13 protein-coding genes are annotated in these 24,755 nt (G+C 44.8%); 10 read left to right on the forward strand and 3 right to left on the reverse strand.

The window, feature by feature from the left end; translation table 11 throughout:
• Nucleotides 1–18: 18 nt before the first annotated feature.
• The 3 genes from HF312_12325 to HF312_12335 form a co-directional block, all read right to left on the reverse strand.
• The gene (locus HF312_12325) at nucleotides 19–993 is read right to left on the reverse strand and encodes an ROK family protein (protein ID MCU7520996.1); all 975 of its coding nucleotides are present in this window, start codon (nucleotides 991–993) and stop codon (nucleotides 19–21) included.
• 4 nt (nucleotides 994–997) lie between these two features.
• A complete protein-coding gene (gene fucP / locus HF312_12330; GenBank protein MCU7520997.1) occupies nucleotides 998–2,323 on the reverse strand; it encodes an L-fucose:H+ symporter permease in 1,326 nt (441 codons plus the stop codon).
• Nucleotides 2,324–2,432: 109 nt separating this feature from the next.
• Nucleotides 2,433–3,881, reverse strand: a complete 1,449-nt coding sequence (locus tag HF312_12335) for a glycoside hydrolase family 125 protein (GenBank protein ID MCU7520998.1) — start codon at nucleotides 3,879–3,881, stop codon at nucleotides 2,433–2,435.
• A gap of 351 nt (nucleotides 3,882–4,232) precedes the next feature.
• Here HF312_12335 and HF312_12340 point away from each other — a divergent pair, with 351 nt between their 5' ends.
• The 10 genes from HF312_12340 (at nucleotide 4,233) to HF312_12385 (ending at nucleotide 24,755) form a co-directional block, all read left to right on the forward strand.
• On the forward strand, nucleotides 4,233–5,549 hold the full coding sequence (locus tag HF312_12340) for an extracellular solute-binding protein (GenBank protein MCU7520999.1): 1,317 nt from the start codon (nucleotides 4,233–4,235) through the stop codon (nucleotides 5,547–5,549).
• Between the two features lie 27 nt (nucleotides 5,550–5,576).
• The gene (locus tag HF312_12345) at nucleotides 5,577–7,049 is read left to right on the forward strand and encodes an ATP-binding protein (protein MCU7521000.1); all 1,473 of its coding nucleotides are present in this window, start codon (nucleotides 5,577–5,579) and stop codon (nucleotides 7,047–7,049) included.
• A 68-nt stretch (nucleotides 7,050–7,117) separates the two neighbouring features.
• Nucleotides 7,118–8,578: a sigma-54-dependent Fis family transcriptional regulator gene (locus tag HF312_12350; GenBank protein ID MCU7521001.1), complete on the forward strand. Its 1,461-nt coding sequence runs from the start codon at nucleotides 7,118–7,120 to the stop codon at nucleotides 8,576–8,578.
• A gap of 233 nt (nucleotides 8,579–8,811) precedes the next feature.
• Nucleotides 8,812–11,148, forward strand: a complete 2,337-nt coding sequence (locus HF312_12355) for a T9SS type A sorting domain-containing protein (GenBank protein ID MCU7521002.1) — start codon at nucleotides 8,812–8,814, stop codon at nucleotides 11,146–11,148.
• 206 nt (nucleotides 11,149–11,354) lie between these two features.
• Nucleotides 11,355–12,989, forward strand: coding sequence for a sodium/solute symporter (locus tag HF312_12360; protein MCU7521003.1), 1,635 nt, complete (start codon nucleotides 11,355–11,357; stop codon nucleotides 12,987–12,989).
• Nucleotides 12,990–15,152: 2,163 nt separating this feature from the next.
• Nucleotides 15,153–15,596, forward strand: coding sequence for a T9SS type A sorting domain-containing protein (locus tag HF312_12365; protein ID MCU7521004.1), 444 nt, complete (start codon nucleotides 15,153–15,155; stop codon nucleotides 15,594–15,596).
• A gap of 136 nt (nucleotides 15,597–15,732) precedes the next feature.
• Nucleotides 15,733–18,465, forward strand: coding sequence for a TonB-dependent receptor (locus HF312_12370; GenBank protein ID MCU7521005.1), 2,733 nt, complete (start codon nucleotides 15,733–15,735; stop codon nucleotides 18,463–18,465).
• A gap of 19 nt (nucleotides 18,466–18,484) precedes the next feature.
• Nucleotides 18,485–21,694, forward strand: coding sequence for a hypothetical protein (locus HF312_12375; GenBank protein MCU7521006.1), 3,210 nt, complete (start codon nucleotides 18,485–18,487; stop codon nucleotides 21,692–21,694).
• A gap of 13 nt (nucleotides 21,695–21,707) precedes the next feature.
• Nucleotides 21,708–22,721 (forward strand): UPF0164 family protein, encoded by a 1,014-nt coding sequence (locus HF312_12380; protein ID MCU7521007.1) that lies wholly within the window; start codon nucleotides 21,708–21,710, stop codon nucleotides 22,719–22,721.
• A 207-nt stretch (nucleotides 22,722–22,928) separates the two neighbouring features.
• Nucleotides 22,929–24,755: a family 16 glycosylhydrolase gene (locus HF312_12385; GenBank protein MCU7521008.1), complete on the forward strand. Its 1,827-nt coding sequence runs from the start codon at nucleotides 22,929–22,931 to the stop codon at nucleotides 24,753–24,755.

Consider the following 24,755-nt stretch of genomic DNA (forward strand, 5'->3'; position numbering starts at 1 on the left):
TTCCTTAAAATTAATCGTTCAGCTTTTCTGAGTTTTCTCAAGTTCGTTCCAGATTAAAGCGCTTGCCCCTAAAACCGCGGTATTGCCTTTTGTAAGGGCCGATGGCAGAAGCTTAACCTTATTCTTGAATATGTTAAGCATATACTTTTCCATGTAGCGCTTTGTCGGTTCAAAAATGAGATCTCCCGAGGCGGCAAGGCCGCCAAAGAGAATTATGGCCTCGGGACTTGTGTGAGCTACTGCATCGGCGAGCTTTATGCCCAGGACTTTTCCCGTAAACTCAAATGCCTCAAGTGCAAGCTTGTCCCCTTTTGCTGCGGCTTCATAAATCATTTTAGCCGTGAGGTCGTTAAAACTTACACCTCTAAGCTCACTTTCAATCGTTGTGTCGCAAATGAGCTCGTAGACGGTTCTGCGGATTCCGCTTGCCGAGGCATAGGTCTCAAGGCATCCCTGCCTGCCGCAGCCGCAGTGCCGCCCCTCAGGGTCATAAATCGTGTGGCCTACTTCGCCGGCAAAACCGTCGTGGCCGTAAACAAGACTTCCGTTTACCACTATGCCGCTTCCAAGACCGGTCCCAAGCGTAATAACGATAAAATCCTTCATCCCCCTGGCCGCGCCGAACTGCATCTCACCTATTGCCGCGGCGTTAGCGTCATTTGTAATGGCTGAAGGAATGTCGTAATATTTTTTTACCATTTCGATTACGTTTACAGTCCCCCAGTTCAGGTTAGGGGGCTGTTCAACAGTTCCTTTATAATAATTGGCATTGGGAGCGCCAATGCCTATGCCTATAAAATTGCACTTCTCTGAAATCTTTGCAAAAGTTTCATTGACCGCCGGATAAAGCCTTGCAAAAAGCTTGTCGGCCTTTTCATTTGAACATGTGGGTATTGAGGACTCAATGAGGCAGTTGCCCTCTTTGTCTACAAAACCGAAAACCGTATTTGTCCCGCCAATATCAATCCCAAGAGTTACGTCAACTTTTGCCATATTCTTAAGCCCTCTTTAAGTGGGAAGGAACGTGGCCTTTAAGTCCATAGTAAGCTATGAACAGGTAGCAGATTGCTGGCAGGAAGAATGCATGGTGAATGCCGATATTGTCAGCAAAGAAACCCTGCAAAAGAGGAATGAGCGCGCCGCCTACAATTGCCATGCAAAGAATGCCCGAGGCCTGTCCGGTATGCTTTCCGAGGCCGTCAATTGCAAGAGTGAAGATTGTCGGGAACATGATGGAATTGAAAAGACCTATTAAAAGAATTGACCACATTGCAACCTGCCCTGTTGTAATCATGGTAATTATAACCAAAGCAGAGGCAACAAAAGCATTAAATGCAAGTACTGCTCCCGGCTTAATCTTTCTCTGGACGGCTGAACCTATAAAGCGCCCTATCATTGCGCCGCCCCAGTAAAATGAAACAAATTTTCCTGCCTGTGCTTCCGGAAGTCCTGCAACAAAAGGCTGTCCGAGATAGTTTACTAAAAAGCTTCCTATTGAAACTTCAGCTCCTACGTAAACAAAAATTCCTATTGCGCCTAAGACCAGGTGCTTGTAGCCCCATGCACTTTCATGATTCTGATCGAGGCTCTGGCCGCTTCCGTCTGCCGAACCTGCACTGGCGGCTTCAATTACAGGAAGCTTGAATATTGCAAATACGCCTGCTATCACGAACAAGGCTGCAGCCAGGCCTAAATAAGGCACCTGTACAGCGGCGGCTTCTGTTGCCTGATAAGCCGAAAGTTCTGCCGGGCTTAATTGGGCAATAGCATCGGCACTTTTAACTGCAACCGAAAGTATTAAAAGAGAACCAAAGAAAGGTGCTATTGTGGTGCCGAGAGAATTAAAAGCCTGTGTCAGGTTAAGACGGCTTGAAGCTGTCTCAGGCTTTCCAAGTATTGCAACGTAAGGGTTTGCAGCTACCTGAAGAAGTGTTATTCCGGCGGCAAGAATAAAAAGTGCCAGGAGGAACATTGGATAAGATCTGAGGCCGGCAGCAGGATAAAAGAACAGGCAGCCGATTCCTGCTGTTATTAAGCCTATAATAATTCCTTTTTTATAACCGATTTTTTCAACAAGGATTCCTGAAGGCAGTGAAACAAGGAAATATGCCCCAAAGAAGCAGAACTGTATCAGCATTGCTTCAGTGTAGTTCAGTGAAAATACTGCTTTAAGGTGGGGAATGATGATGTCATTAAGACACGTCAGAAAACCCCACATGAAAAACAGTGAAGTTAATACAGTCAGAGCCGGTGTGTAATTAGCCTGAGGCTGGGGTACAGTCTTCAGGTTTTTAACGTCAATCGTGGAACTCGATACAGCCATTATAATCTCCCTTTAAGATTGTTTTTTGCTTTTCGTATTCATTTTATTTATGTACTAATTAATATAAGCTTTTTTAAAAAGAAACTGCTTTAATATAAACTCTTTTACCCTAAATCACGGAATCCAGAATGTGCGGCCTTTCATTATACAGCTGGATTATTAGCTCACCAAAAAGTGTATTCGCCCAGGCAAACCATTTTCTTGTAAATTTTGACGCATTATCTTTATTGAAAGACTCGTGCATAAAGCCTGTCTGAGCGTGTGTCGCCTTAAGCATCTTAAGGCAATAAAGAATTTCCCTGTCCTCCGGGCTGGTAAGAGCCCTCATGGTAATCCCCAGGGGCCAGATTTGATCCATCCCGCAGTGCGGCCCTCCAATGCCTTCGCCAGCCGTACCTTTGAAGAAATATGGGTTATCTGCGCTTAGCACAAATGCCCTCGTATTTATATATAAGGGATCGTCTTTTTTCCTGTATCCCAAATACGGAATTGAAAGAAGGCTCGGAACGTTGGCGTCATCCATAAAAAGCCTGTTGCCGAATCCGTCTGCCTCGTAGCAGTAGAGGCTTCCATAGTTAAGGTGTTCCGCCTTTGCGTACATTTCAATTGCTTCACTTAACTCCGCTGAAAATGACCTGCATTCTTCGGCAAAAGCCCTGTCCTTAAGCTCTGTAGAAAATATTTCATAAAGCTGGTCTAAAGAAACAGCTGCAAACATGTTTGAAGGAATTAAAAACGGGTACATGCAGCAGTCATCCGAAGGCCTGAACATGGAGTGTATCAGTCCCACCTTCTTTGTGGGATTTCCCCACCCGTTCATCGCCACGGTGTCATAAAGCGAGCTTGTAACCCTCTGGAAAGAATAAGGCCCGTTCCCTTTTTTACGCTGCTGCTCACGGAACGTCTTAACTATAAGCTTCATCGCCTGCTGCCACTTTGCATCAAAGATGGATGCGTCCCGGGAATTTTTCCAGTATCCGTACGAAAGACGTATGGGGTAGCACAAGGAATCAATTTCCCACTTCCTTTCGTGCAGCTCGGGCTTCATATCTGTCAGGTCCTTTGCCCATTCGCTTCCTGTCGGCCCGAAATTGAACGCATTGGCATAAGGATCCAGAAGTATGCACCTTGCCTGGCGGTTTATCAGCCCTGCAATCATCTCTTTCAAAGGGGCGTCATCCTTAATTAAAGGCAGATAAGGCCATACCTGGGCCGATGAATCCCTTAGCCACATGGCATGTATGTCGCCTGTTATAACAAATGTGTCAGGCTTACCCTCAAACCGGCCCGATTCCACCGTTGTATCCAGCGTATTGGGGAAACAGTTCTCAAAAAGCCAGGAGATTTCCCTGTCCTTAATTTTAGTCTTCAGGCTGGAAATTTTTTCCTCAACGGCTTCACTCCTGAATTTCCTTTCTTTTAGAGGAGGCCTTTTGCTTTCAAAGGAAAACTCTTCCTTGGAATAAGATTTCCCAATAAAAGGAAAGCTGAAGCCTGAGCTGCCAAGTGCCCCTGCTATTAAAGCTGTTTTTTTAATAAATTCCCGTCTTGTGGTCATTACGAACCCGTCTTTTACTCAAGATATATATTTCCCAACTGGGTGTTGGTCAAATATTATGCCTTAGTTAAAATAAGCTGTGGGAGCCTGAAGTGCATACTGATTTGCAGGGTTTTATCCCCTCAGCTGATAAAGGGCTTATTATTTTAATAAGGAGTATTATTAAATTGATAATTTCAGCGCTTTTTGAGCCCTTTAAGGGCGGAAGATCACGGCGCTAATTAATTTCCCCCTTTCTTACGATTATACGTGGAAAGTTTGCAAATTTAATTAAATTTGGTGAGCTGATTTTTCAGGCAGATAACTTTAATTCATTATTTTTTGAATTACAAATCAATAAAGAATCGCTTCGTGAAATTTGAAAAGCTGTTTTATGTAATTATTAGCGCCGTACTGGTTGTCGCTTTTATTCTTATAGGCTACGTTTCATCGCCGCTCATATTTCAGGCCCGCGACGGCTCGCAGGCTAAGAAGATCTATTATGTGGACCATATTTCCTCTGCACTCGGGAAAGTAATAGGCAAATTTAACGAAAAGTACAAAAACCAGATCGAGGTTGTGCCCATTAACCTCCCTTTTGAAAAATTCAGCACAAATGAACGCAAGGAGCTCTTAACCCGCTTCCTCCGCAGCAAAAGTGACAGAATAGACATATTTGCAGTTGACCAGATCTGGGTCCCCCGTTTTGTAAAATGGGGCATACCGCTCGAAAAATATATCTCTCCGGTTCAGAGGGGAAACCTTCTGGGCTACGCAATGCAGTCCTGTTACTATAATAATGAACTTATTGCAGTCCCCTTATATATAGATATAGCTCTTATGTATTACAGGGACGACCTCCTGAGAAACCTCCCCTGCTATGAGGAAATTAAATCCAAACTCAAATCCTCAATAACATGGGACGATTTTATAGCACTTAAGGATAAGCTCCCCGGCGGGGCAAAGCCATACTTCGTTTTTCAGGCCGATGATTACGAGGGACTCATATGCAGCTTTATGGAAATGCTTGCCGGACAGGGAGGATCAATCGTCTCAGGAGACTCTATAAAATTAAATACTCCTGAGGCCGTTATGGCGGCACGGCTTCTGACTGACCTGGTACACAAATACCATGTTTCCCCGGCTGAAGTCTCCAACCTGAAGGAAAATCCGAGCTACAAATATTTTATCGATAATAACTGCATCTTTTTGCGCGGCTGGCCCGGGTTCTTAAGGGACTATAAGGATGAGATGAGCCGCAAATTTATCTATAGCAATCTTAAAGCGGTTCCAACACCCCACTTTGCAGGGCATAAACCTGTCTCGGTCTACGGGGGGTGGAATCTTATGATTTCAAAATACTCTTCCAGAATACCAGAATCGGTTGTCTTCATCAATTACCTTATGAGCCCCGAGGCGCAAAAAATGCTCTATGAAGAGGGGGGATATCTGCCTATAAACACAAAATTGTATGGCGATAAGGAATTCCTGAAGTCCCACAAAGAACTGAATAATTACAGGAAAATGCTGGACCGTGGAATCCACAGGCCTTTTCTCGAACACTATACGAGCATTTCTGATATTCTCTCTTACTATCTTAATCTTGCCATCCAGAATAAAATGCCCATTGAAGAGGCGCTGAATAAGGCAACAGAAAAAATTAATTCAAAAAGCATTCTGCTCAAGTGATGAATAGATATGAAGTGATGAATATATATGAGTAAAGTAAAATTGCTGGAAAAATTTAAGGAATACCATTTCGAGTTCAGACACCTGACGGTGCTGTTTATTATTCTGTTTGCCTTTCAGCTTATTCTCTCGTTCATTAATAAATCCTCAATTAACGGATTTCTGTCGAATACACAGAAGTGGTATCAGAAGGATTCAGCCGAAAAACTGGCAAACCTCACTACTACATCTTTCGAACTGCTCCTGGAAAGCATCAACCCGAAGGAAAATCTGGACGAGGATGAAATCAGCAGGATAACACAGTCTTTCGACATTATATTCAGCCAGCAGGTCCTTCAGCATAATATTGAAGAAATCTGTGTTATAGTAAATAAGGGTAAGCAAGTCTATGCCATTGATGACGGGAAGGTGCTCTTCTCCTTCCTGTTTAAGAATTCAGACCCTCCGGCCTCAAAAATTTCACATAAAGAGGCAATTGCAATGTATGACAGTGCAAAAGAAGAACTGGTGTCAAAAGAACAGATCTACAGCACTGTAACCGATAAGCAGACTTTTAATACATTTGTCCCTTTTGTCCTGAGGGGTGAGGTAATAGGAGCACTGTATATAAAGAATACGCCCGACTTTTCACTTATTACAAACCAGATCATCTCGAGCTTTGATGAGACGTCTGTAATCTATCTTTCCCTTATTTTACTAGGACTTCTGGCAATGTACTTTATATCTTCTTACACAGTCAGGGAAAGGGATGAGGCGCAGAAACTCCTCTTTGAGGCGCACGAAACGAACCTTAAAAAACAGATTAACTACGAAAAAGAGCTCCTCTTCACAAAGAGGATATACCATACACACCATAAGGCCGAAAAGGTAATGGGATTTATTAAGGATGACCTCAGGCAGCTGAGCCCCGACAATACAAGCGATATCAAATACAGGGTCTCCAAGTACTCAAATTTTGTCTCCCGTGTTATCTATGACATGAAATGGTACGATCCCCCGGTGCAGACCATTAGAAACCAGCTCTTCCGGACAAAATTAAATGAGGTTGTAAGGTTTATTGTGGACAATATATTCCTCCGCACCTCCACGCGTTCAAATGCTTTCGACTTTAAGCTGGAGCTGGATGAGAATCTGCCCGTTATCGGGATAAATGAGTTCGTTGTCTGGGAAATACTTGAACCCTTAATGCAGAACTCGGTTGAGCACGGGGGAAGTGAATTTATAACAATTACAGTTACTACCCGGTTCGACAGCCAGTTAAATAAAATTACGCTTGTTATTTCCGATGATGGCCAGGGTATACAGCCCGACCTCCTGGAGGTAAACAAAAACGGTGTTAAAAAATTATTCCAGGAAAACGTTACCAGCAAAGTCTCCGAACTCCAGAACTCGGGCTACGGATGCTACATCGCTTACGAAATGTCAAGGCGCTGCGGCTGGGAAATAGACGCTGAAAACCTGGAAAAAGGGTGCAGGTTTATTATTACTATAAAGGCTTAATAAAATAAGAGTTAACTTGACGCGTTGACTGCATATATATAATAGATATAAAATCAGGAAAAATTCACATGCTATCCAGTTCTTTGATTCGCGTTCTGCTCATAGAAGACGAGGATTTTGACGTCCGCAGGGTGCAAAATACAGTAAAACCGTTTGAGGAAAAGATCCATATTTCCAAAATTGTCTCAAACGGTAAAGATGCCCTTGAAATACTGCACGACAAAAGGGAAAAATATCACGTCGTTATTATGGATTTCCAGATAGCTGGCGGACTTATGGGGGAGGCCCTGATACAGAAGATCAAGGAGATTGACTCTTCAATCCAGATCATTGTTATCACTAAAATGACAATTAACCTTACCGACTTTAACTTTGCAAATAAACTTCTGAAGGCCGGCGCCTTCTGGTACTGCACCAAATACCCGGGCGATATCGAGGAATATATCTACCAGCCTACTGACTTCGTTATCAGCATCTTTAATGCTTTTGAAAAGTGCCTCTTGGAAAGAGAAAGGGATAAATCCAACCTCAAACTAAAAAGAACCATTGAGGACATACTGGCACAGAAGAAAATTATAGGCGAATCCGTCTTAATGACCCGCCTTAAGGAAGACGTATTAAAATACTCGCAGAGCAACGTAAACATTCTCATCAAAGGGGCCTCCGGTACTGGAAAGGAGATCATTGCTTTTAACCTGCATTACAACAGCCCCCGCCGTTTTGAGAACTTTGTGCCCATTAACTGCGGAAGCCTTCCTAATGACCTCATTGAAAGTGAACTTTTTGGCTATGAAAAAGGCGCCTTTACAGGGGCAGATAAGAAAAAACCGGGACTCTTTGAAATTGCCAATAACGGTACGGTCTTTCTGGATGAAATAACAGAGCTCCCGCTTTCAGCCCAGGTGAAGCTTTTAAGGGTTATACAGGAAGGAGAGCTTGAAAAACTTGGCAGGACTGAAAAAATTAAGGTCAATGTGAGGATAATTGCCGCCACAAACCGTAATATTGAAGAAGAGGTGAGGGCTAAACGCTTCAGGGAGGACCTTTACTACAGGCTGAACGTCGTCCCGATCTCTGTGCCCCCTCTCAAGCAGAGGAAAAGCGATATCCACCTTCTTATAGACCATTTTATGAATAAAATGAGTATTGATATGGGTAAGGAGAAGCCTCAAATTGACCAGAGCGCCTGGGAAATACTTATTGATTACGACTGGCCGGGAAATATACGTGAACTCATAAACGTTGTACAAAGATTTTTCTTCAGCGACGAAAAGATGATAACTTACCTCCAGGCAAAGCTTGTAATAGGAAGCTTCGACCTGCATGAGCAGTCTTCAGGAAGCCTTAATGGTATTGAATTCTTTACTGAAGGTGAGGTTATCCCCTTAAAGCAGATGGAAAAAATGGTGAGGGAGAAATATTTCATATTTGTCAGGGAAAACTCCTCTTCTGATACAGAAGCGGCAAAAAAGCTGGGGCTGGCTCCCCCGAACTATTACAGGATGGCTAAAGAGCTCGGCCTGAAGTAGCACCATCTGCAGGATACCAGTTTATTAGCTGCGGGAAAGGCTCCTTTCCTGCGGCATTATTATTTTAATAATTCCTTCGTTCCCCATTACCCCGTCAAATACTCCCAAAATTGGAAAAGCCGCATTAATGCCTGAAATCTACTCTTTTATTCATTCAAATATTTCTGGTACTATTCTTGAACAATGACACCCGGGACCTGACGGATTTATAAATTTTATCTGGAAAAATGTTAATGAAAAAGATATGGCTGCTTTATTCTGCGGCATGCTTGTTTTTATCCCCTGCACAATTCACACTTGCACAGACAGCTACACTTGAAGCTACACTGTCCTTAAAAAAAATAGATGGCATTAGTATCCCGTTTCAGAACGAAATGCCCGTCCCCTCGTTCGAAAAGCAGGACCGCATGGTAATAAATCTTTCCGGAAACTGGAAAAAACAAAGATTCCAGGCCTCCGACTTCACAACGCTAAGTAAAAGAGATGCATCAGGTTATAATAACCTTGTTTCCGAGGCTATGAACCGCTTTAAGGCGGACTTTGACGACAGCGCCTGGCCCGTTAAAAATATCCCGTCTGTTGAAAATACAATGAAACCTTACCCTAACGTGCCTGAAAACTACGAGGACGGGGTCTGGTACCGCTATAAGTTTACGGCTGGAGACTCACTGAAAGGAAAGTTTGTAAAACTCATCTTCCATGCTGTAAATTATGTGGCCGACGTCTGGCTTAACGGCAGTTACCTGGGTTACCATGAGGGAGGCTATACCCCCTTTGCATTCGATGTTACTTCAAAACTCCTCATGGGAGGGGAAAATACAATTGCCGTAAGGGTGGATAACCCCGCCTGGGGTACAAGAAACGATATAGTCCCGTTTTATAAAGTCGACTGGTTTAATTATACGGGAATTATCGGCGACGTGTACCTGGAAGCCACAAACCCGGTAACCATCATGAGAGGCGACGTGCTCCCGCTGGACGTAAACGGGAACATTCAGGCCACAGTTACTCTATTTAATAAAGATACGCTTGATAAAAACATCAGCCTTTCGCTTGACATTTTTAATGCCCAGGTAAATGAAGCAAACGTTGCAAGCGAAAAGGCAAAAGACCTCGTGGGAGCACTGGTTGAGGCCGCGGGAGCATCCGCTTCCCAAATTCTAATCCCCGGAGATTCGGCAAAGGTCTTCCGTACCACGCTGAATATTGCGAGCCCAAGGCTCTGGAGCCCGAAAGAGCCGAACCTGTATATACTGAAAGTTACATTAAAGGATAAAGACAAAATAGTTGACGAGTTTTACACACAGTTCGGCATCAGAACCGTTCAGACTGCGGGAAGTAAACTCCTCTTGAACGGCAAAACTGCATTCTTTACCGGCGTTGCCCGCCACGAGGATCACCCTCAGTACGGCCGGAGCATACCCAAAAACATAATTTATTCCGATATGCTGAAGGTAAAAGGCGTAAATGCAAACATGCTCCGTACGGCACACTACCCCAATAACCTTTATACATACCTTATCTCTGACCGCCTTGGTATAAGCATAGTAGAGGAAATCCCGGTATGGTGGTTCGATACCCCTACGGACTGGTATAATCAGAACAGCTTAAGACATATCCATGAACAGATGTTCAGGGAAATGGTCTTTAAGGACTTTAACCGCCCTTCAATTTTATTCTGGAGCACTTCAAACGAATCCAAGGACGTCGACGGACGCAAACTCTTTGAACTCAGGATAAAACAGGAAAAAAATAATTTGTACCCCGACGGAAGGCTTATTACACAGTCTGCTGCGGCAGACCGCCCGGGCCCCGGGGACCCCTCGCAGGCACCGTGCGACATTGCGGGCTGGACTATGTACTTTGGTATTTTCCACGGGAGCACGTATTACGACGGGACACTGAACTTCCTTAATAACGCAAAGATAAGCTTCCCTAATAAACCTATACTGGATACGGAGTTCGGATACTGGTCGGGTGAATCGGGCTACAGCACCAGCACGCAGGTGACGGTCTTTAATGAAACTTTCAGGGCATTTAAGGAGCACGCTTCTCTGAAATCTGACGGGACAGTTAACCCTGACGGATCGCTTGCCGGCGTTACATGGTGGTGCATCTTTGACTGGTATTCCTGCCAGCAGATCTCGAGTAACGGCTTCCAGAGCATGGGGCTTTACTCAATGGACCGCCAGACCGCTAAACCGGTCGCAGCTACGCTTAAAAATGCTTATGCTCCTTACTTTAATTTGGGCGGAACTGCAACTGGCGTCGAAAATAGAAATGGGAGCACTGAGGAAGTCCGGAACTACAGCCTGGAGCAGAACTACCCGAACCCGTTTAATCCTGAAACCGTAATTTCTTTCCATGTGCCCTTTACCTCAAGAGTCCGCCTTAAACTCTTCGATTCACTGGGACGCGAAATTGCCACACTTTTAGATGAAGAAAAGGCCGGAGGCTCCTATAGCATAAAACTCAGCTCATATGCGCTTGGGCTTTCCAGCGGCGTTTATTTCTACCGCCTGGATTCTGGCGGCTTTGTTAAAACCTGCAAGATGTTACTCCTTAAATAGGCCTCACAGAGAACTCCCGGGGGCAGAAGCTCTGCCTCCGGGGAGGCCTGATTATTAAAATAATAAGCCTAAATTATTATTTTAATAATTAAAACCACTCCCCTTTTATCCCCTTACTCCTAAATTCCTTTTAATTCATGGCATTAGTACCCCTTTTTTCTCTGGCATTGTTTATGAGAAGACAAACATAATAATTGTGGGATATTGTGTTTAGCAGTTTTACTTTACTTGATGGCATAATACTGGTCGCCTACTTAATTGTAGTTTTAAGTTTTGGCTTCTATTACTCGCGCAGGCAGGCGAAAAATCCTTCGGATTATTTCCTCTCTGGAAGATCTATGGGCTGGATTACAGTAGGTATGTCAATTTTTGCCACAAACATTTCGAGCGAACATTTTATCGGTCTGGCTGGTTCAGGTGCCGCAAGGGGCCTGGCTGTCGGACAGTTTGAAATAATGGCTATTTTCATCCTTCTTATTCTGGGTTGGTTCATTTCACCGGTCTACATAAAATCGGGTGTAAACACAATGCCGGAATTCCTGGAGAAGCGTTTTGACAAAAGAAGCCGTAAATTTTTTGCCGCCTTATCTATAATATTATATATATTCACAAAAATATCGGTCACACTTTTTGCCGGCGGCATCCTGTTCTACAAGATTTTCGGAATTAACATATATGCCTCGGCCATAATAATTGTGCTTATTACGGGTATTTACAGCGTAATCGGCGGCGCTACGGCTGTAATGAAAAACCACATATTCCAGACCGTTATGCTGATACTGGGCGCCGTAATGCTCACGGTCTTCGGCCTTATGGAAGTCGGCGGTTTTCATGGCCTCCAGCAGAAGCTGCCGGGAAACTATTTCAGCCTCTTTAAGCCTATGAGCGACCCGGATTTCCCCTGGACGGGTATTATATTCGGAGCCCCGATAGTTGCATTCTGGTATTGGTGTACAGACCAGTACATCGTTCAGCGTGTTCTATCCTCCAAAAGCATCGAAGATGCAAGACGCGGCTCAATCCTGGCTGCATGCTTTAAGATTACCCCGATTTTTATTTTAGTTCTGCCCGGACTTATTGCCGTAGCCCTCTTTCCTGAAATTAACGGCGACGACGCCTACCCGACACTCCTTGCAAGCAATATACTTCCTATGGGAATCAAAGGCTTTGTCCTTGCCGGACTTCTTTCGGCTATAATGTCCTCTCTTGCAAGTGTTTTTAACGTTACGGCTACCATTTTTACAAACGATTTTTACAGGACCAGGCATCCCGAGGCCTCAGACAGAAAACTCGTCCTTGTAGGGCGCCTCTCTACCATGGTTACAATTGTAGCTGCAATACTCTGCGTCCCGCTTGTCAGGGTTATTAACTCACAGGTTTACCTCTATCTCCAGAACATACAGTCCCTTGTTGCACCTCCTGTTACGGCTGTATTCCTGGCAGGCATACTGAGCCGCAAGGTTACTGCAAGAGGAGCACTTTGGACACTCATAATCGGAGAAATGATAGGAATGAGTAAACTCGTGCTCGATATGATGATTTCAATGGATATGGTTCATAATACATTCCTTCTTGGCATTGCACAGATAAGCTTCCTGCATTTTACTATCATGCTCTTCATTGTCTGTGTGTTTGTAATTGTTCTTGTCAGCTATATCCCGGAGGACGCTGAGATGCCGGGAATAAACAAAGTCTCTTACTATTTCTCGGACAGCATTAAGAATGTTAATTACGATGGTTCCCAGACTGGCGCTCTTGCAGGCAACAGGATAAACCTGATGTTCTCGCTCGTCATCTTGATTGTCGTTTTCATCTTCAGCTTCTGGGGGATTTTCTTTTGATCAATAAATAAGATGTTCTTTAGGTTAACTCATAATTCATTATTTCAAAACAAGGAGAGGTAAAGTGCTATGAAAAAGCATTTTTTACGTTTATTTATTCTCTTGTCCCTTGCCTGTCCCTTTACACTAAAGGCGCAGGTATTTGTTATCGATAACTTCGATAACGCCATCAAGGACTCGCTTTATATTAACAATATCGAAAGCGGTTCCACGATGACACAGGCGCTTAGTACTACTGACAAACATGGCGGTACAGCGGCACTTGATTTCAAGGCTACTGTTGCCAACCTTCATACCTGGGGAAGTTATGCCCAGTTGATCCGCGCCAGAAAACCGGGTGCACCGTTCTTTAACTTCCAGGGCAGCGACTCTCTCAGCCTCTGGATCAAGGTTGTTAAAGCTCCAACTCATCCTGAAAGCGTCGTCTTCAGAATCCACCTGGGCGACAGACAGGACACAACCGGCAACTTGGAAGAATATGTGTATGAAAATGCAACAATTTTAGATGCTGCCAGCGGCTGGGTTAACCTGAAAGTGCCACTAAAAGAAATTGACAGTAAGGAAAGAACAGTAGCTCCTGGCGACTCAGGATTTGTTATCATTCCATCCAGCTGGAATCCTCCTCCGATTAACGACGGGAAGCTCGATCTTACTCATATATCACAGTACAATATTTCTTTTATTACTTCCGGCGCAATTGAAGATTCAATTGAAGTATTATATGATGATTTTGAACGCTCGGGCCTCAAACCTATTCCTTTTGTCGCCTTTAACGGCAAGGTTGTCAGCGGCGATATGACAATGGGTGCCTGGGGTAACAGTACCTCGGCTGTAGTTGACCCCGAGGGCGGCTCAGTGGCAGGAAAGGCTGCCATTAAATGGACACTCGATCCTCAGACCTGGGATAATGGCGCTCACGGCTGGTGCGGCATTTATTTCGATTTCTCCGAAAGAAATATGGGCGGAAACTGGAAATATGTCGACACAATGAAATTAAGAGTAAAAATCCCGGCTGAATATAATGATGACCTGAGAATTCAGTTCGACGACGCAGCTAAGGGCAACATCAAATATGTCTTTAAGAAAGCTGATTACAATTGGGATGGCACCTGGAAAACATTGAAAATGCCATTACAGGGCGGAGCTCATGATGGCTCAGCTACAACATTTGATTCTACAAGGGTCAATAAATTTGAAATTATTGATGAAACAGGATCTGTAAAACCATGTGTTATTTATGTTGAAGACGTCTGGATGGGCAACCCTTCATTTGACGTAATTGCACCTGAGGCTCCCAAGGACCTCCAGGCTACAACTTCTACAGATTATACTAATATTATCGGCTGGACAGATGTTCCGGGCGAAGCAAATGAAACATACAATGTTTACTGCAGCTTAAAACCGATAACAGATGTAACTTCTTACGGCGTTGAACTCGTTAAAGGTAAAATTCCTCACGGAACAGGTACCGTTACTCACCTCCTGCGTACCCCGCTCGAAGATGGCAGTGTCAGCTATTATTATGCTGTTACTTGTACAGATGCCAGCGGCAACGTAAGCAAGATTGCTTCAACTGCAAGTGCAACTTCAAACAGTGCAAAAGGCGTTCCGACTATCGCTCTTGGAACCCCGGTCGACTTTAAGGCTGATGGTAAGATTACTGAGTTCACTAATCTCTTTACTACTCTCGGCTATAAGCCGATCAGCATAAAGAAAACTGAAGGTACCGGCTTTGTTCCTGCTAACCAGAAATGGGATAGCGATGCCGATATTTCTGCCAAGGTTTATATGGCAATGGACGACAATAACCTCTACATAGCTTTTGACGTTACTGACGACTATGTCGATGGCATGACAGCTGCTGATACTTATAAGAGAGATTGCCCGGATCTTTTTATCGGTCTTTATGACTTCCGCGGTGCTGCTCATACGGCATTCGGCAGAGGCGTTACACCTGACTACCAGATCAGATTTAACCAGACCAAGATCAGATTCGATAATCCAACCTTAGACAGCCTTTACGCTCCAGGTGAAAATTACTACTGGGCAGAAAAAACAGCAGGCGGCGGCTATATAGTTGAAGCTAAGATTCCTTTTACTGAAATACAGACAAGACGCCATACAGTTTCGGGCGCAGATTCATTGTTCAAGCCGGTCGAAGGCATGAAAATTCCAATCGACTTCGCTTTGAATGATGCAGACGCTACAGGCGAAAGAGAAGGTATCCTTACCTATTCTCCAAACAACGAAGACAAATCATACCAGGATGTTACAAGATGGATTTATACCTGGGTTGGCAAGAAATCAGTTGTCGGCGTTGAAAATGAAAAGAATACAACCGTTAAATCTTATTCATTATCACAGAACTATCCTAATCCGTTCAACCCGTCAACTACTATCAGGTATTCAATTCCTCAGGCAGGAAGGGTTACTCTGAAAGTATTTAACGTCCTCGGTAAGGAAATCTCAACTCTGGTTAACGAAGAAAAGAACCAGGGCAGCTATGAAGTTAAATTCGACGCTTCACAGCTCGCCAGCGGTATCTACTTCTACCAGATCGAAAGCGGCTCGTTCAGACAGGTTAATAAAATGTTACTGCTTAAGTAACAGTTTCACGTAATCACTCGGGCGGCGCAGGCCCAAAAGACCTGCGCCCCTTTTTTCAATCACAGCAGAAATACAAATGAATTTTAGAGTAAACCACAATTATGATTGTGCAAAAATGCTTGGGGAGGTTAAGAATTTGAAAACTCCTAGAAATACTTATGCTTTTGTTTTAAGTATGTTGCTGTTCATGTTTTTTATGAGTGCGGCTTCCTTTGCCGGAACCACGGGGAAAATCTCAGGAAAAGTGGTGGATTCCGAAACTGGGGAACCTATCGTAGGCGCCAATATTGTCCTGGAAGGCACTTACCTCGGTGCCGCAGCTGATATGAACGGCTATTATTATATAAATAATATCCCTCCGGGAAAATATACTATTGTAGCAAGCAGTATAGGCTATCAGAAAACAATTGTCCAGGATGTAATAGTTAAGATAGATCTTACTACCAAAATTGACATTAAGCTTTCCTCTACTTCAATAAATATTGGCCGCGAAGTTGTCGTAAGGGCTGAACGCCCGCTGGTTCAGAAAGACCTTACATCCAATACGGCTACGGTTTCTTCCGAAGATATTAAAATGATGCCTGTTGAAAGTATTGGACAGGTTGTTAATTTGCAGGCCGGCGTCGTCGGCGGACACTTTAGAGGCGGCCGCTCTAACGAAGTTGCTTACCTCGTCGACGGTGTCTCCGTTACTGATGCTTTCAATAACTCAATGGGCGTTGAAATTGAAAATACTTCCGTAAGACAGATGGAGGTTATTTCCGGTACGTTCAACGCTGAATACGGACAGGCTATGTCGGGCGTCGTTAACATTGTTACTCAGGACGGCTCCCAGAACTACGAGGGATCTGCCTCGGCTTACGTTGGAAATTACGTTACTTCACATAAAGATTTGTTCCATAACCTCGATAAAATGGACAGAGTGGCCTCCCAGAACCTCCAGTTCAGCTTCTCGGGACCTGTTCCCTACCTCAAAGGACTGACGTTCTTTACTACGGGCCGCTATTTTAACGACGAAGGTTATCTCTACGGACAGAGGGTCTATAATGTAACTGACGATGCTCCCCTTCCGGTACAGGTATTCGACGGCACTAAGACCACTACGGAATATGTAATGAGGAACACCGGCGACGGCAGCTACGTCCCGATGAACCCCAACAAAAAATATTCTTTTAACGGCAAGCTGACCTATACTCTTCCCGGCTTTAAGTTCAGCTACAGCTTGTTCTGGGATGATAACTATAACAAATACTACAATCATTCATTTTTCCAGACTCCTGACGGTATTAAAAAACACTACCGCAATAATACCATTAATACCTTTCAGGCTACACACGTAATTTCTCAGAGCACTTTCCAGACCCTGCAGCTCTCGACAAATTACCATAACTATTACGGATACCTTTATGCCGATCCCTTTGATTCAAGATATGTAAACCCAACACAGGGCCTGCCTATCACGAATTATACTTTCCGCTCAGGCGGCAATGAAGGCGACCGCTATGAAAGATATACACGCACCAATATCCTTAAGTGGACACTTGCAAGCCAGGTATCCAAAGAACATAAGATCGGTGCAGGTATTGAAGCCAGAATGCATAAGATGTTTAACCATAGCATGTCTATAATCAATTTAACTGAGGATGTTCCCGATACAGCTTCTCATATTGACGGCAAGACAATCTTTACACTCGGCTACATGAACTACGGCACTTCTTCAGACAGGGGCTATAATACCGGATACACCAAGAAACCTTTTGAAGTTTCTGCCTACATACAGGATAAGATGGAATACGATATCATGATCATCAATGCGGGCGTAAGATTTGAATACTTCGATGCCAATGCAAGCATGCCGGCTGACTGGAAAAATCCGAGAAATAACCCTCTCTATCCGGGAGCCGGACTTATGACAAAGTCAAAACCAAAGTTCCAGATTAGCCCGCGCCTGGGAGCCTCTTTCCCAATCAGCGACAAGGGTGCAATCCACTTCTCGTACGGTCACTTTTTCCAGATGCCGAACTTTGAAAACCTGTATTATAACTCTGACTATATCGTCAGCCCGACTACGGGCCTGAGCTCAATTACAGGTAACCCTGATCTTAAGGGACAGAAAACTGTAATGTATGAAATCGGACTTCAGCAGGTGCTCTTCCCGAACGTTGCATTCGACCTGACAGTTTACTACAGGGATATAAGAGACTTGCTCGGTATGGAAATTATTAAAACTTACGAAGGCTTCCGCTATGCAAAATACATCAATCAGGACTACGGCAACGTACGCGGATTTATTGTAACTCTTGAGAAGATGTTCAGCGACTATTTCGGAGCCAAGATAGACTATACCTACCAGATCGCTGAGGGTAACTCTTCTGACCCGACATCTGTATTTAACAACAACCAGACAGATCCTCCTATTGCAACTCCCAAGAGGGTTGTGCCTCTGGACTGGGATCAGAGATCAACTCTTAACCTCACTCTGAACGTTGGCAATATGGGCGACTGGTCTGTCGGTCTTATCTGCAGCTACGGTACAGGTATGCCTTATACAGAAGATCCTTTATACGTCAACGGCCTCATATTCAACAATATGGGTATAAAGCCTTCAACATATAATGTGGACTTAAGAGCTGAGAAAAACTTCAACGTGGCCGGATTAAACATCAATACATTCCTCCTGGTTTATAACCTTCTCGACATAAAGAATCAGTATGGTGTTTACGGCTCTACTGGAACAGCCACTTCGGACTTAAATACAAAAAGAGCAGTACCGATTGTCGGTTTGAATACTATTGAAGACATGATTAATAATCCTACAATGTATTCGACTCCAAGACAGATACGTCTTGGCCTGTCGGTGGGATTTTAGGAGAATACCGGAGATGAAAATGACAAAAAAACTACTATACACTTTGGCATTGCTGCTCGTTTCACAGGTGGCTTTTGCACAAAACGGCATCGATCAGATGATGAAATACCGCAGCGAACCCAAAGGCAACATTCAGTACCGCAAAGAAGGGGTCCTGCAGGGAAATCTGGTCAGAACTTTGTTCCAGAACCAGGGTGAGGTAGGCCACTGGCCGAATTCACCTTCAGGCGAATGGCCCAAAGGAAGCGGTATCGATAACCTCGACGGCGTTAGCGTTCTGGTGGCAACCGAAATAAGTACACCGGATGCCCCGAATAAGCTCAGCCATCCCCTGCAGACCGCTTACAGGGAGTGGATGGACAGTGACCCTGTAACAGGTGACCTTTGGGGATTTGAACCTGTACCGGGATATTTCTATGAGTCCCCTACGGGAAACACAGATTCAACTTCAAAGTCTCCTGCCATCAGCTCCAACCAGGCTACCTGGCCCCTCAAATGGCCAAGAGCCCTGCCGGTTGAAAATCCTGAAGAATGGGATGGATACTGGTATGGATACTTCGGCCGCGGCGTTAAAAATGCCGACGAGGAGACTTTCTTTGTAATGGACGATTCTAAAGACGGCGAATGGAAAAGACCCCCTTATAACTTCTACCCTATTGCCTCCGACCACGACCGTGGCGGCATTGGCCTCAGAGTTGAAGTTCGCGGCTTCCAGTGGTCGCACGTTCTGGCCGAAGATATTATCTTCTGGCATTATGATATAGTTAATATTTCTGACAATAATTACGAAAAGACTTACTTCGGATTTTATACCGATATTGGCTCGGGCGGTCAGAACAGTTCCGATGATAACGCATATTACGATAAAAAGCTGGATATCGCTTACGGTTGGGATGCACTCGGACAGCTCACCAACGGTAAGAAGATAGGCTACTACGGTTACGCTTACCTTGAAAGCCCGGGCAACTCTTTTGACGGAACCGACAACGATGAGGACGGCCTTATTGATGAAAGACGCGACAACGGCCCGGGAGAACTTGTAAACGGACCGATCGGTATCTTTGGCGCTCCTAAGCTCCACTGGTCAGGCGACGAAAACGGCGACTGGCTCGGCTATGTTGACGCAAACGGCAACGGCAAGTGGGATAAAGATGAGCCCCTTAATGATGACGTGGGTAAAGACGGACTCGGCCCATTTGACGTGGACTATAAGGGTCCCGACGAAGGCGAAGGCGACGGAATGCCTACAGACGGTGAACCTCATTTCGGCAAGACAGATAAGAATGAATCAGACCAGATCGGTCTTACTGCTCTTTCAATCTATGTGCTTGGCGACGGCGGCGTAGGCGGCGGCTGGCCTAAAGACGACGAGCAGATGTGGAAGAAAATGAGCTCCGGTACATTCGATACCGAAATCCAGAAAAAGAATATCAGTATGGTCTTTGCTTCAGGTCCCTTCCCTCTTAAACAGGCACTGAGAGAAAGATTCTCTATGGCTCTTGTTTTCGGCAGCGACTTAGAAGACCTGATCTTCAACAAGGAAACGGTTCAGCAGATCTATAACGCTAACTATAACTTCTCTAAGCCTCCTTTGAAGCCGCACGTAACTGCAGTTGCCGGCGACGGAAAAGTGTTCCTCTTCTGGGACAGCAAGGCTGAGGAATCACGCGACCCGTTCCTGGGATATGAAAAGGGTAAACCGGAATTAGGCTATAAGAAAGACTTCGAAGGTTACATGATCTATAGAAGTACTGAACCTGAATTCCAGGATATCAAGACTATAACTGACTCAAAAGGCGCTCCTAAATACTGGAAGCCGATTGCTCAGTTCGACCTTATTGACAGCGTTAAAGGTCCCGACCCTGTTGGAATTAACGGCGCTTCTTTCTGGAGAGGCGACAATAACGGCCTCCAGCACTCATTCGTGGATACAGACGTTAAAAACGGCATAAAATACTATTACGCCGTGGTTTCATACGATATGGGTGACCCGAAATTCGGCACCAAGGGCCTGCAGCCTACTGAGTGTACAAAGATCATTGCTCAGGACTTTGCCGGAAACGTTAACTTCGTGGACGTTAACTGCGCTGTTTTAACTCCAAATGCTCCGGTGGCCGGATATACACCTCCGCAGATAGTCGGCAACCTTAAGAAAGTTTCCGAGGGCGTCGGTACCGGTAGAATGTCTGTGGACGTCCTTAGCCCTAACAGCATTAAGGACAACGTCAGCTATAAGGTTAGGTTTAATTCAACAGGCTTAATGCCGAAATACACTACAAGCTCATTTGATATCATTAGAACAGAAGGCAGCCAGACAGATACAATAGTTGTCGGACAGGATACTTCACACATCGGTCAGGGAAAATCAAGCCTTCCTTTTGACGGCATGACCGTGAGTGTCGAAAACGACAGCATCTCTATCGTAGATTCACTTACTAACTGGCTTGTTGGTAAAAGTAATCTCCTTAGAGCTTACGCAGACAGGAATCTGCAGTATGGCGTTAAATGGCCTAATGATTACCAGCTTGAGTTCCTTCCCGGCAAAACCGTGCCGTCATTAAGCGCAACTTACCCCAACAATCAGGGGATGAACGTGAACTTTATAGCTACAAATATCGCAACAGGTGATACCGTTCCTGTTATCGTATTTGACCTGGACGACAACGGTGAATTCAATGTGGGTGATGAATTCGCCATAGTTGAATTTGCCGATAAGAACAAAAACGGCAAGAAAGAATTCAGCGAGCGTAACTTCGCATGGCACTTTACTTACAGGCCGCTTTTCGGCGACCCTGTTGAGCCTCAGGCAGGAGATAAATTCATCCTTTCTACCAGCAAGCCCTTTAAACAGGGAGACGCCTTTACATTTACAACAAAGGCTTCTACTGTCGACAATGCGCTGGCCCAGAATCAGCTTGATAGAATTTCCGTTGTGCCTAACCCTTATATAAGTGCAGCTGAATGGGAGCCTAAAACACTCAACCAGTTCGGCCGCGGCGACAGAAGAATTGAATTCATTCACCTGCCGGCTAAGTGCACCATCAGGATTTATACTATCGCTGGTGCCCTGGTTAAAACACTGCAGAAGGATTCTGCCCCAAGCGACGGCTCCGTTTTCTGGAACCTGGTTTCTGAGGACGGTATGGATATAGCCTATGGCCTTTATATCTATCACGTCGATGCACCCGGAATCGGTGAGCATATCGGTAAATTCGCGGTAATTAAATAGAGGTCGAAATAAAATGAAAAAAATATATATATTTATCGTACTTGTGCTTTTTGCAACGCTCGAAATATCTGCGCAGACCTATGTGGCCGACGTTTCGAAAAAAGGTACCACTGCGGCTCCCTTCCTTTCTATAGGACAGGGAGCAAAGGCGGCTTCAATGGGCAGCGCATTTGTTGCAGTTGCAGACGATCCGAGTGCAATGTACTGGAATCCTTCAGGCCTTGCAAACCTCAGCGGCGTAAACGTACTGTTTGACCATACTGAATGGTTTGCGGGTATCAGATTCAACTATGTCGGTATTACTTACAGCCTGGGCGACTTTGGAAACATCGGCGCCAGCTTTACCGCTTCCGACATAGGCGAAATGAATGTAACAACAATCAACGAGCCGGAAGGTACCGGCGAAGTCTTTAAGGTTAATGACGTTGCCTTCAGTGTTGCATACGCCCTTAAGCTTACGGATAATTTTTCAATAGGCATTAACCCCAAATTCATCAGCCAGTCGATCTGGAGAATGAACGCTACGGGTATCGCTCTCGATATGGGCGTCCAGTACGTGACACCTTTTGACGGCGCCGTTCTTGCTATGTCTATTGCAAATTTCGGTTCCAGAATGCAGCTGACCGGTAACTCGGCTCTCAAGGTTATACAAATGGGTACTAACGACAAGGTGCCTGCATACCTTCAGACTGAAGAATGGGCCCTGCCGCTGAACTTCAGGGTCGGTATCGCTTATCAGCCCCTGAAAACCCAGATGCATAAGCTGACTCTGGCTGTCGATGCAATGCATCCTAACGACAACTACGAAAGCGTTAACGCTGGCGCTGAATATCTCTTCAACGACTTCGTGGCTTTCCGCGGCGGCTATAATTCCCTCTTCCTGAAAGATTCCGAACAGTCCTTTACTTTGGGCTTCGGCCTTAAACAGCAGATACTGGGCAACATAGCTGTAAAACTGGACTATGCTTTCGAGAAGTTCGGACGCCTGAATAATATTCAGAAATTTACTCTGGGTATTAATTTCTAATGCGGCTAAAGCCAAAAGTAGTTGCGTTACTGTTTTTTCAAACCGCTCTTTTGAGTAAAGTTGTTCATGTGAATCAGGTGGGGCATTTGCCCCACCTTTCTAAAACTTTCTTTGCCTCTGCTAAAGCCGACAGCTTCTTCCTTTGTGGTGCCTCTACTGCTTAAATTCTATATGCTTTCCTATTAAATAAACATCTTTGGTGTCAAAATGAATATAAGAAAACCATTTACTTCAATATTTAACTTTATTATTGCATCTATTATGCTTACGTCACTTCCTGCCTCGGCTAAAACTTACAAGGGGGCTGAGTACAGGACCAAGGAGGCATATACATACGGAAGATTTGAGGTCCGTATGAAGTCATTTGAGAAGGACGGCCTTCTGGCTTCTTTCTTTACGTACCACGAAATCCAGACTACTGCCGACTGGAATGAAATAGACCTCGAAATCATGGGGCGCTTCAGCAATAACGTCCAGTTTAATGCAATAACTTCAGGACAGACCAACCACGTGCGCTCAAATTATGTGGAATTCAACCCCTCGCTCGACTTCCATACATACGCTTTCGAATGGACGCCGCAGTACGTAAGCTGGTTCGTTGACGGAACTGAGGTTTACAGGCAGACAGGCTCGCACGTCCAGACCATGAATAAAGCACAAAAGATTATGATGAACGTCTGGAACCCTGCATACCCAAACTGGGCGGGCGTGCTTAATCCGGCGGCGCTTCCGGCATTTGCATACTACGACTGGGTAAGCTACTATGCCTATACACCGGGCTCGGGCAGCTACGGAACAGGCAACAACTTCTCGCTTAAATGGAAGGACGACTTTAACTCATGGGACCAGTCGCGCTGGGAGAAGGCAACTCACACGTGGGATGGAAATAACTGCGACTTTATAACTGACAACGCCGTAATTAAAGACGGCATGCTTATTCTCTGCATTACAGACAGCTACCATACGGGCTATACCGATAAGAATACACCCCAGCCCCTCTGGGCCAGACTTGAAGGAAACAAAATTATAGTAAAGTTTTCTGAGGAGGTCGAAAAGACCAGCGCTGAATCAGCTTCCAACTATACTTCTGCGGGGCTTACTGTAAGCAGTGCACAACTACTCGAAGACCGCAAAACTGTTGAACTTTCTTTGGGTAGTTCCGACGCTTCAGTCCAGTCAATAACAGTTGCTAACGTTAAGGACAGGTCCACTGATGCCAACACACTTTTACCCAGAACAATCTCACTCATAAAACAGACGCCATTAAGCTTCCCTATAAAAATCAACACTGGCGGAGGAGCTGTTAGCGGATTCCTTGCAGACCAGGAATGGAAGGAAACCTCTGAATACGGATATCAGGACGGAAGCGTGGATCCTGCTTATCCGCCAACTGGAACTTCAGAGGTCTATAAAAATGCATTGAAAGGGATGGTTTCCTACAAGGTCCGCGTGCCCGAAGGAAAGTATAACGTAAAACTGATGCTGATGGAGAATTACTTTACTCAGGCGAGCAAAAGAGTTTTTGATGTTTATGTTGAGAATGAAGGACAAGCCTTAAACCTGGACTTATATTCTTTAGCCGGAATTAACAGGACTTATGAAAAGGTTTTCAATAGCATCAGTGTCACCGACGGGGTGCTGGACATTTATTTTGCCGCCAAAACGGATATGGCACAGCTGTACGGACTTGTAGTTGAAAAGGCCTCAACAGATGTCGGGGGAAACAATTTAGAGGAAAGTAACGCAGGGAAACCTGAAAGCTTTAGTCTTCAGCAGAATTATCCTAATCCCTTTAACGGAATGACAAAAATCAGATTTTCACTTCCCGCCAAAGACAACGTGACTTTTGACGTCTACGACCTCCTGGGAAACCTGGTCTATAGAGAGGATCTTGGCCTCAGGGCAAATGGCAGTAATGAGTATCTGTGGAAGGCAGTCCACATGAACGGTAAACCCCTTTCTTCCGGGGTTTACCTTTATTCAGTTAAGGGAACCGGATACGCTCTTTATAAGAAAATGATACTTCTAAATTAA

It is taken from the genome of Ignavibacteria bacterium (assembly GCA_025612375.1).
Lineage (GTDB): Bacteria > Bacteroidota > Ignavibacteria > Ignavibacteriales > SURF-24 > JAAXKN01.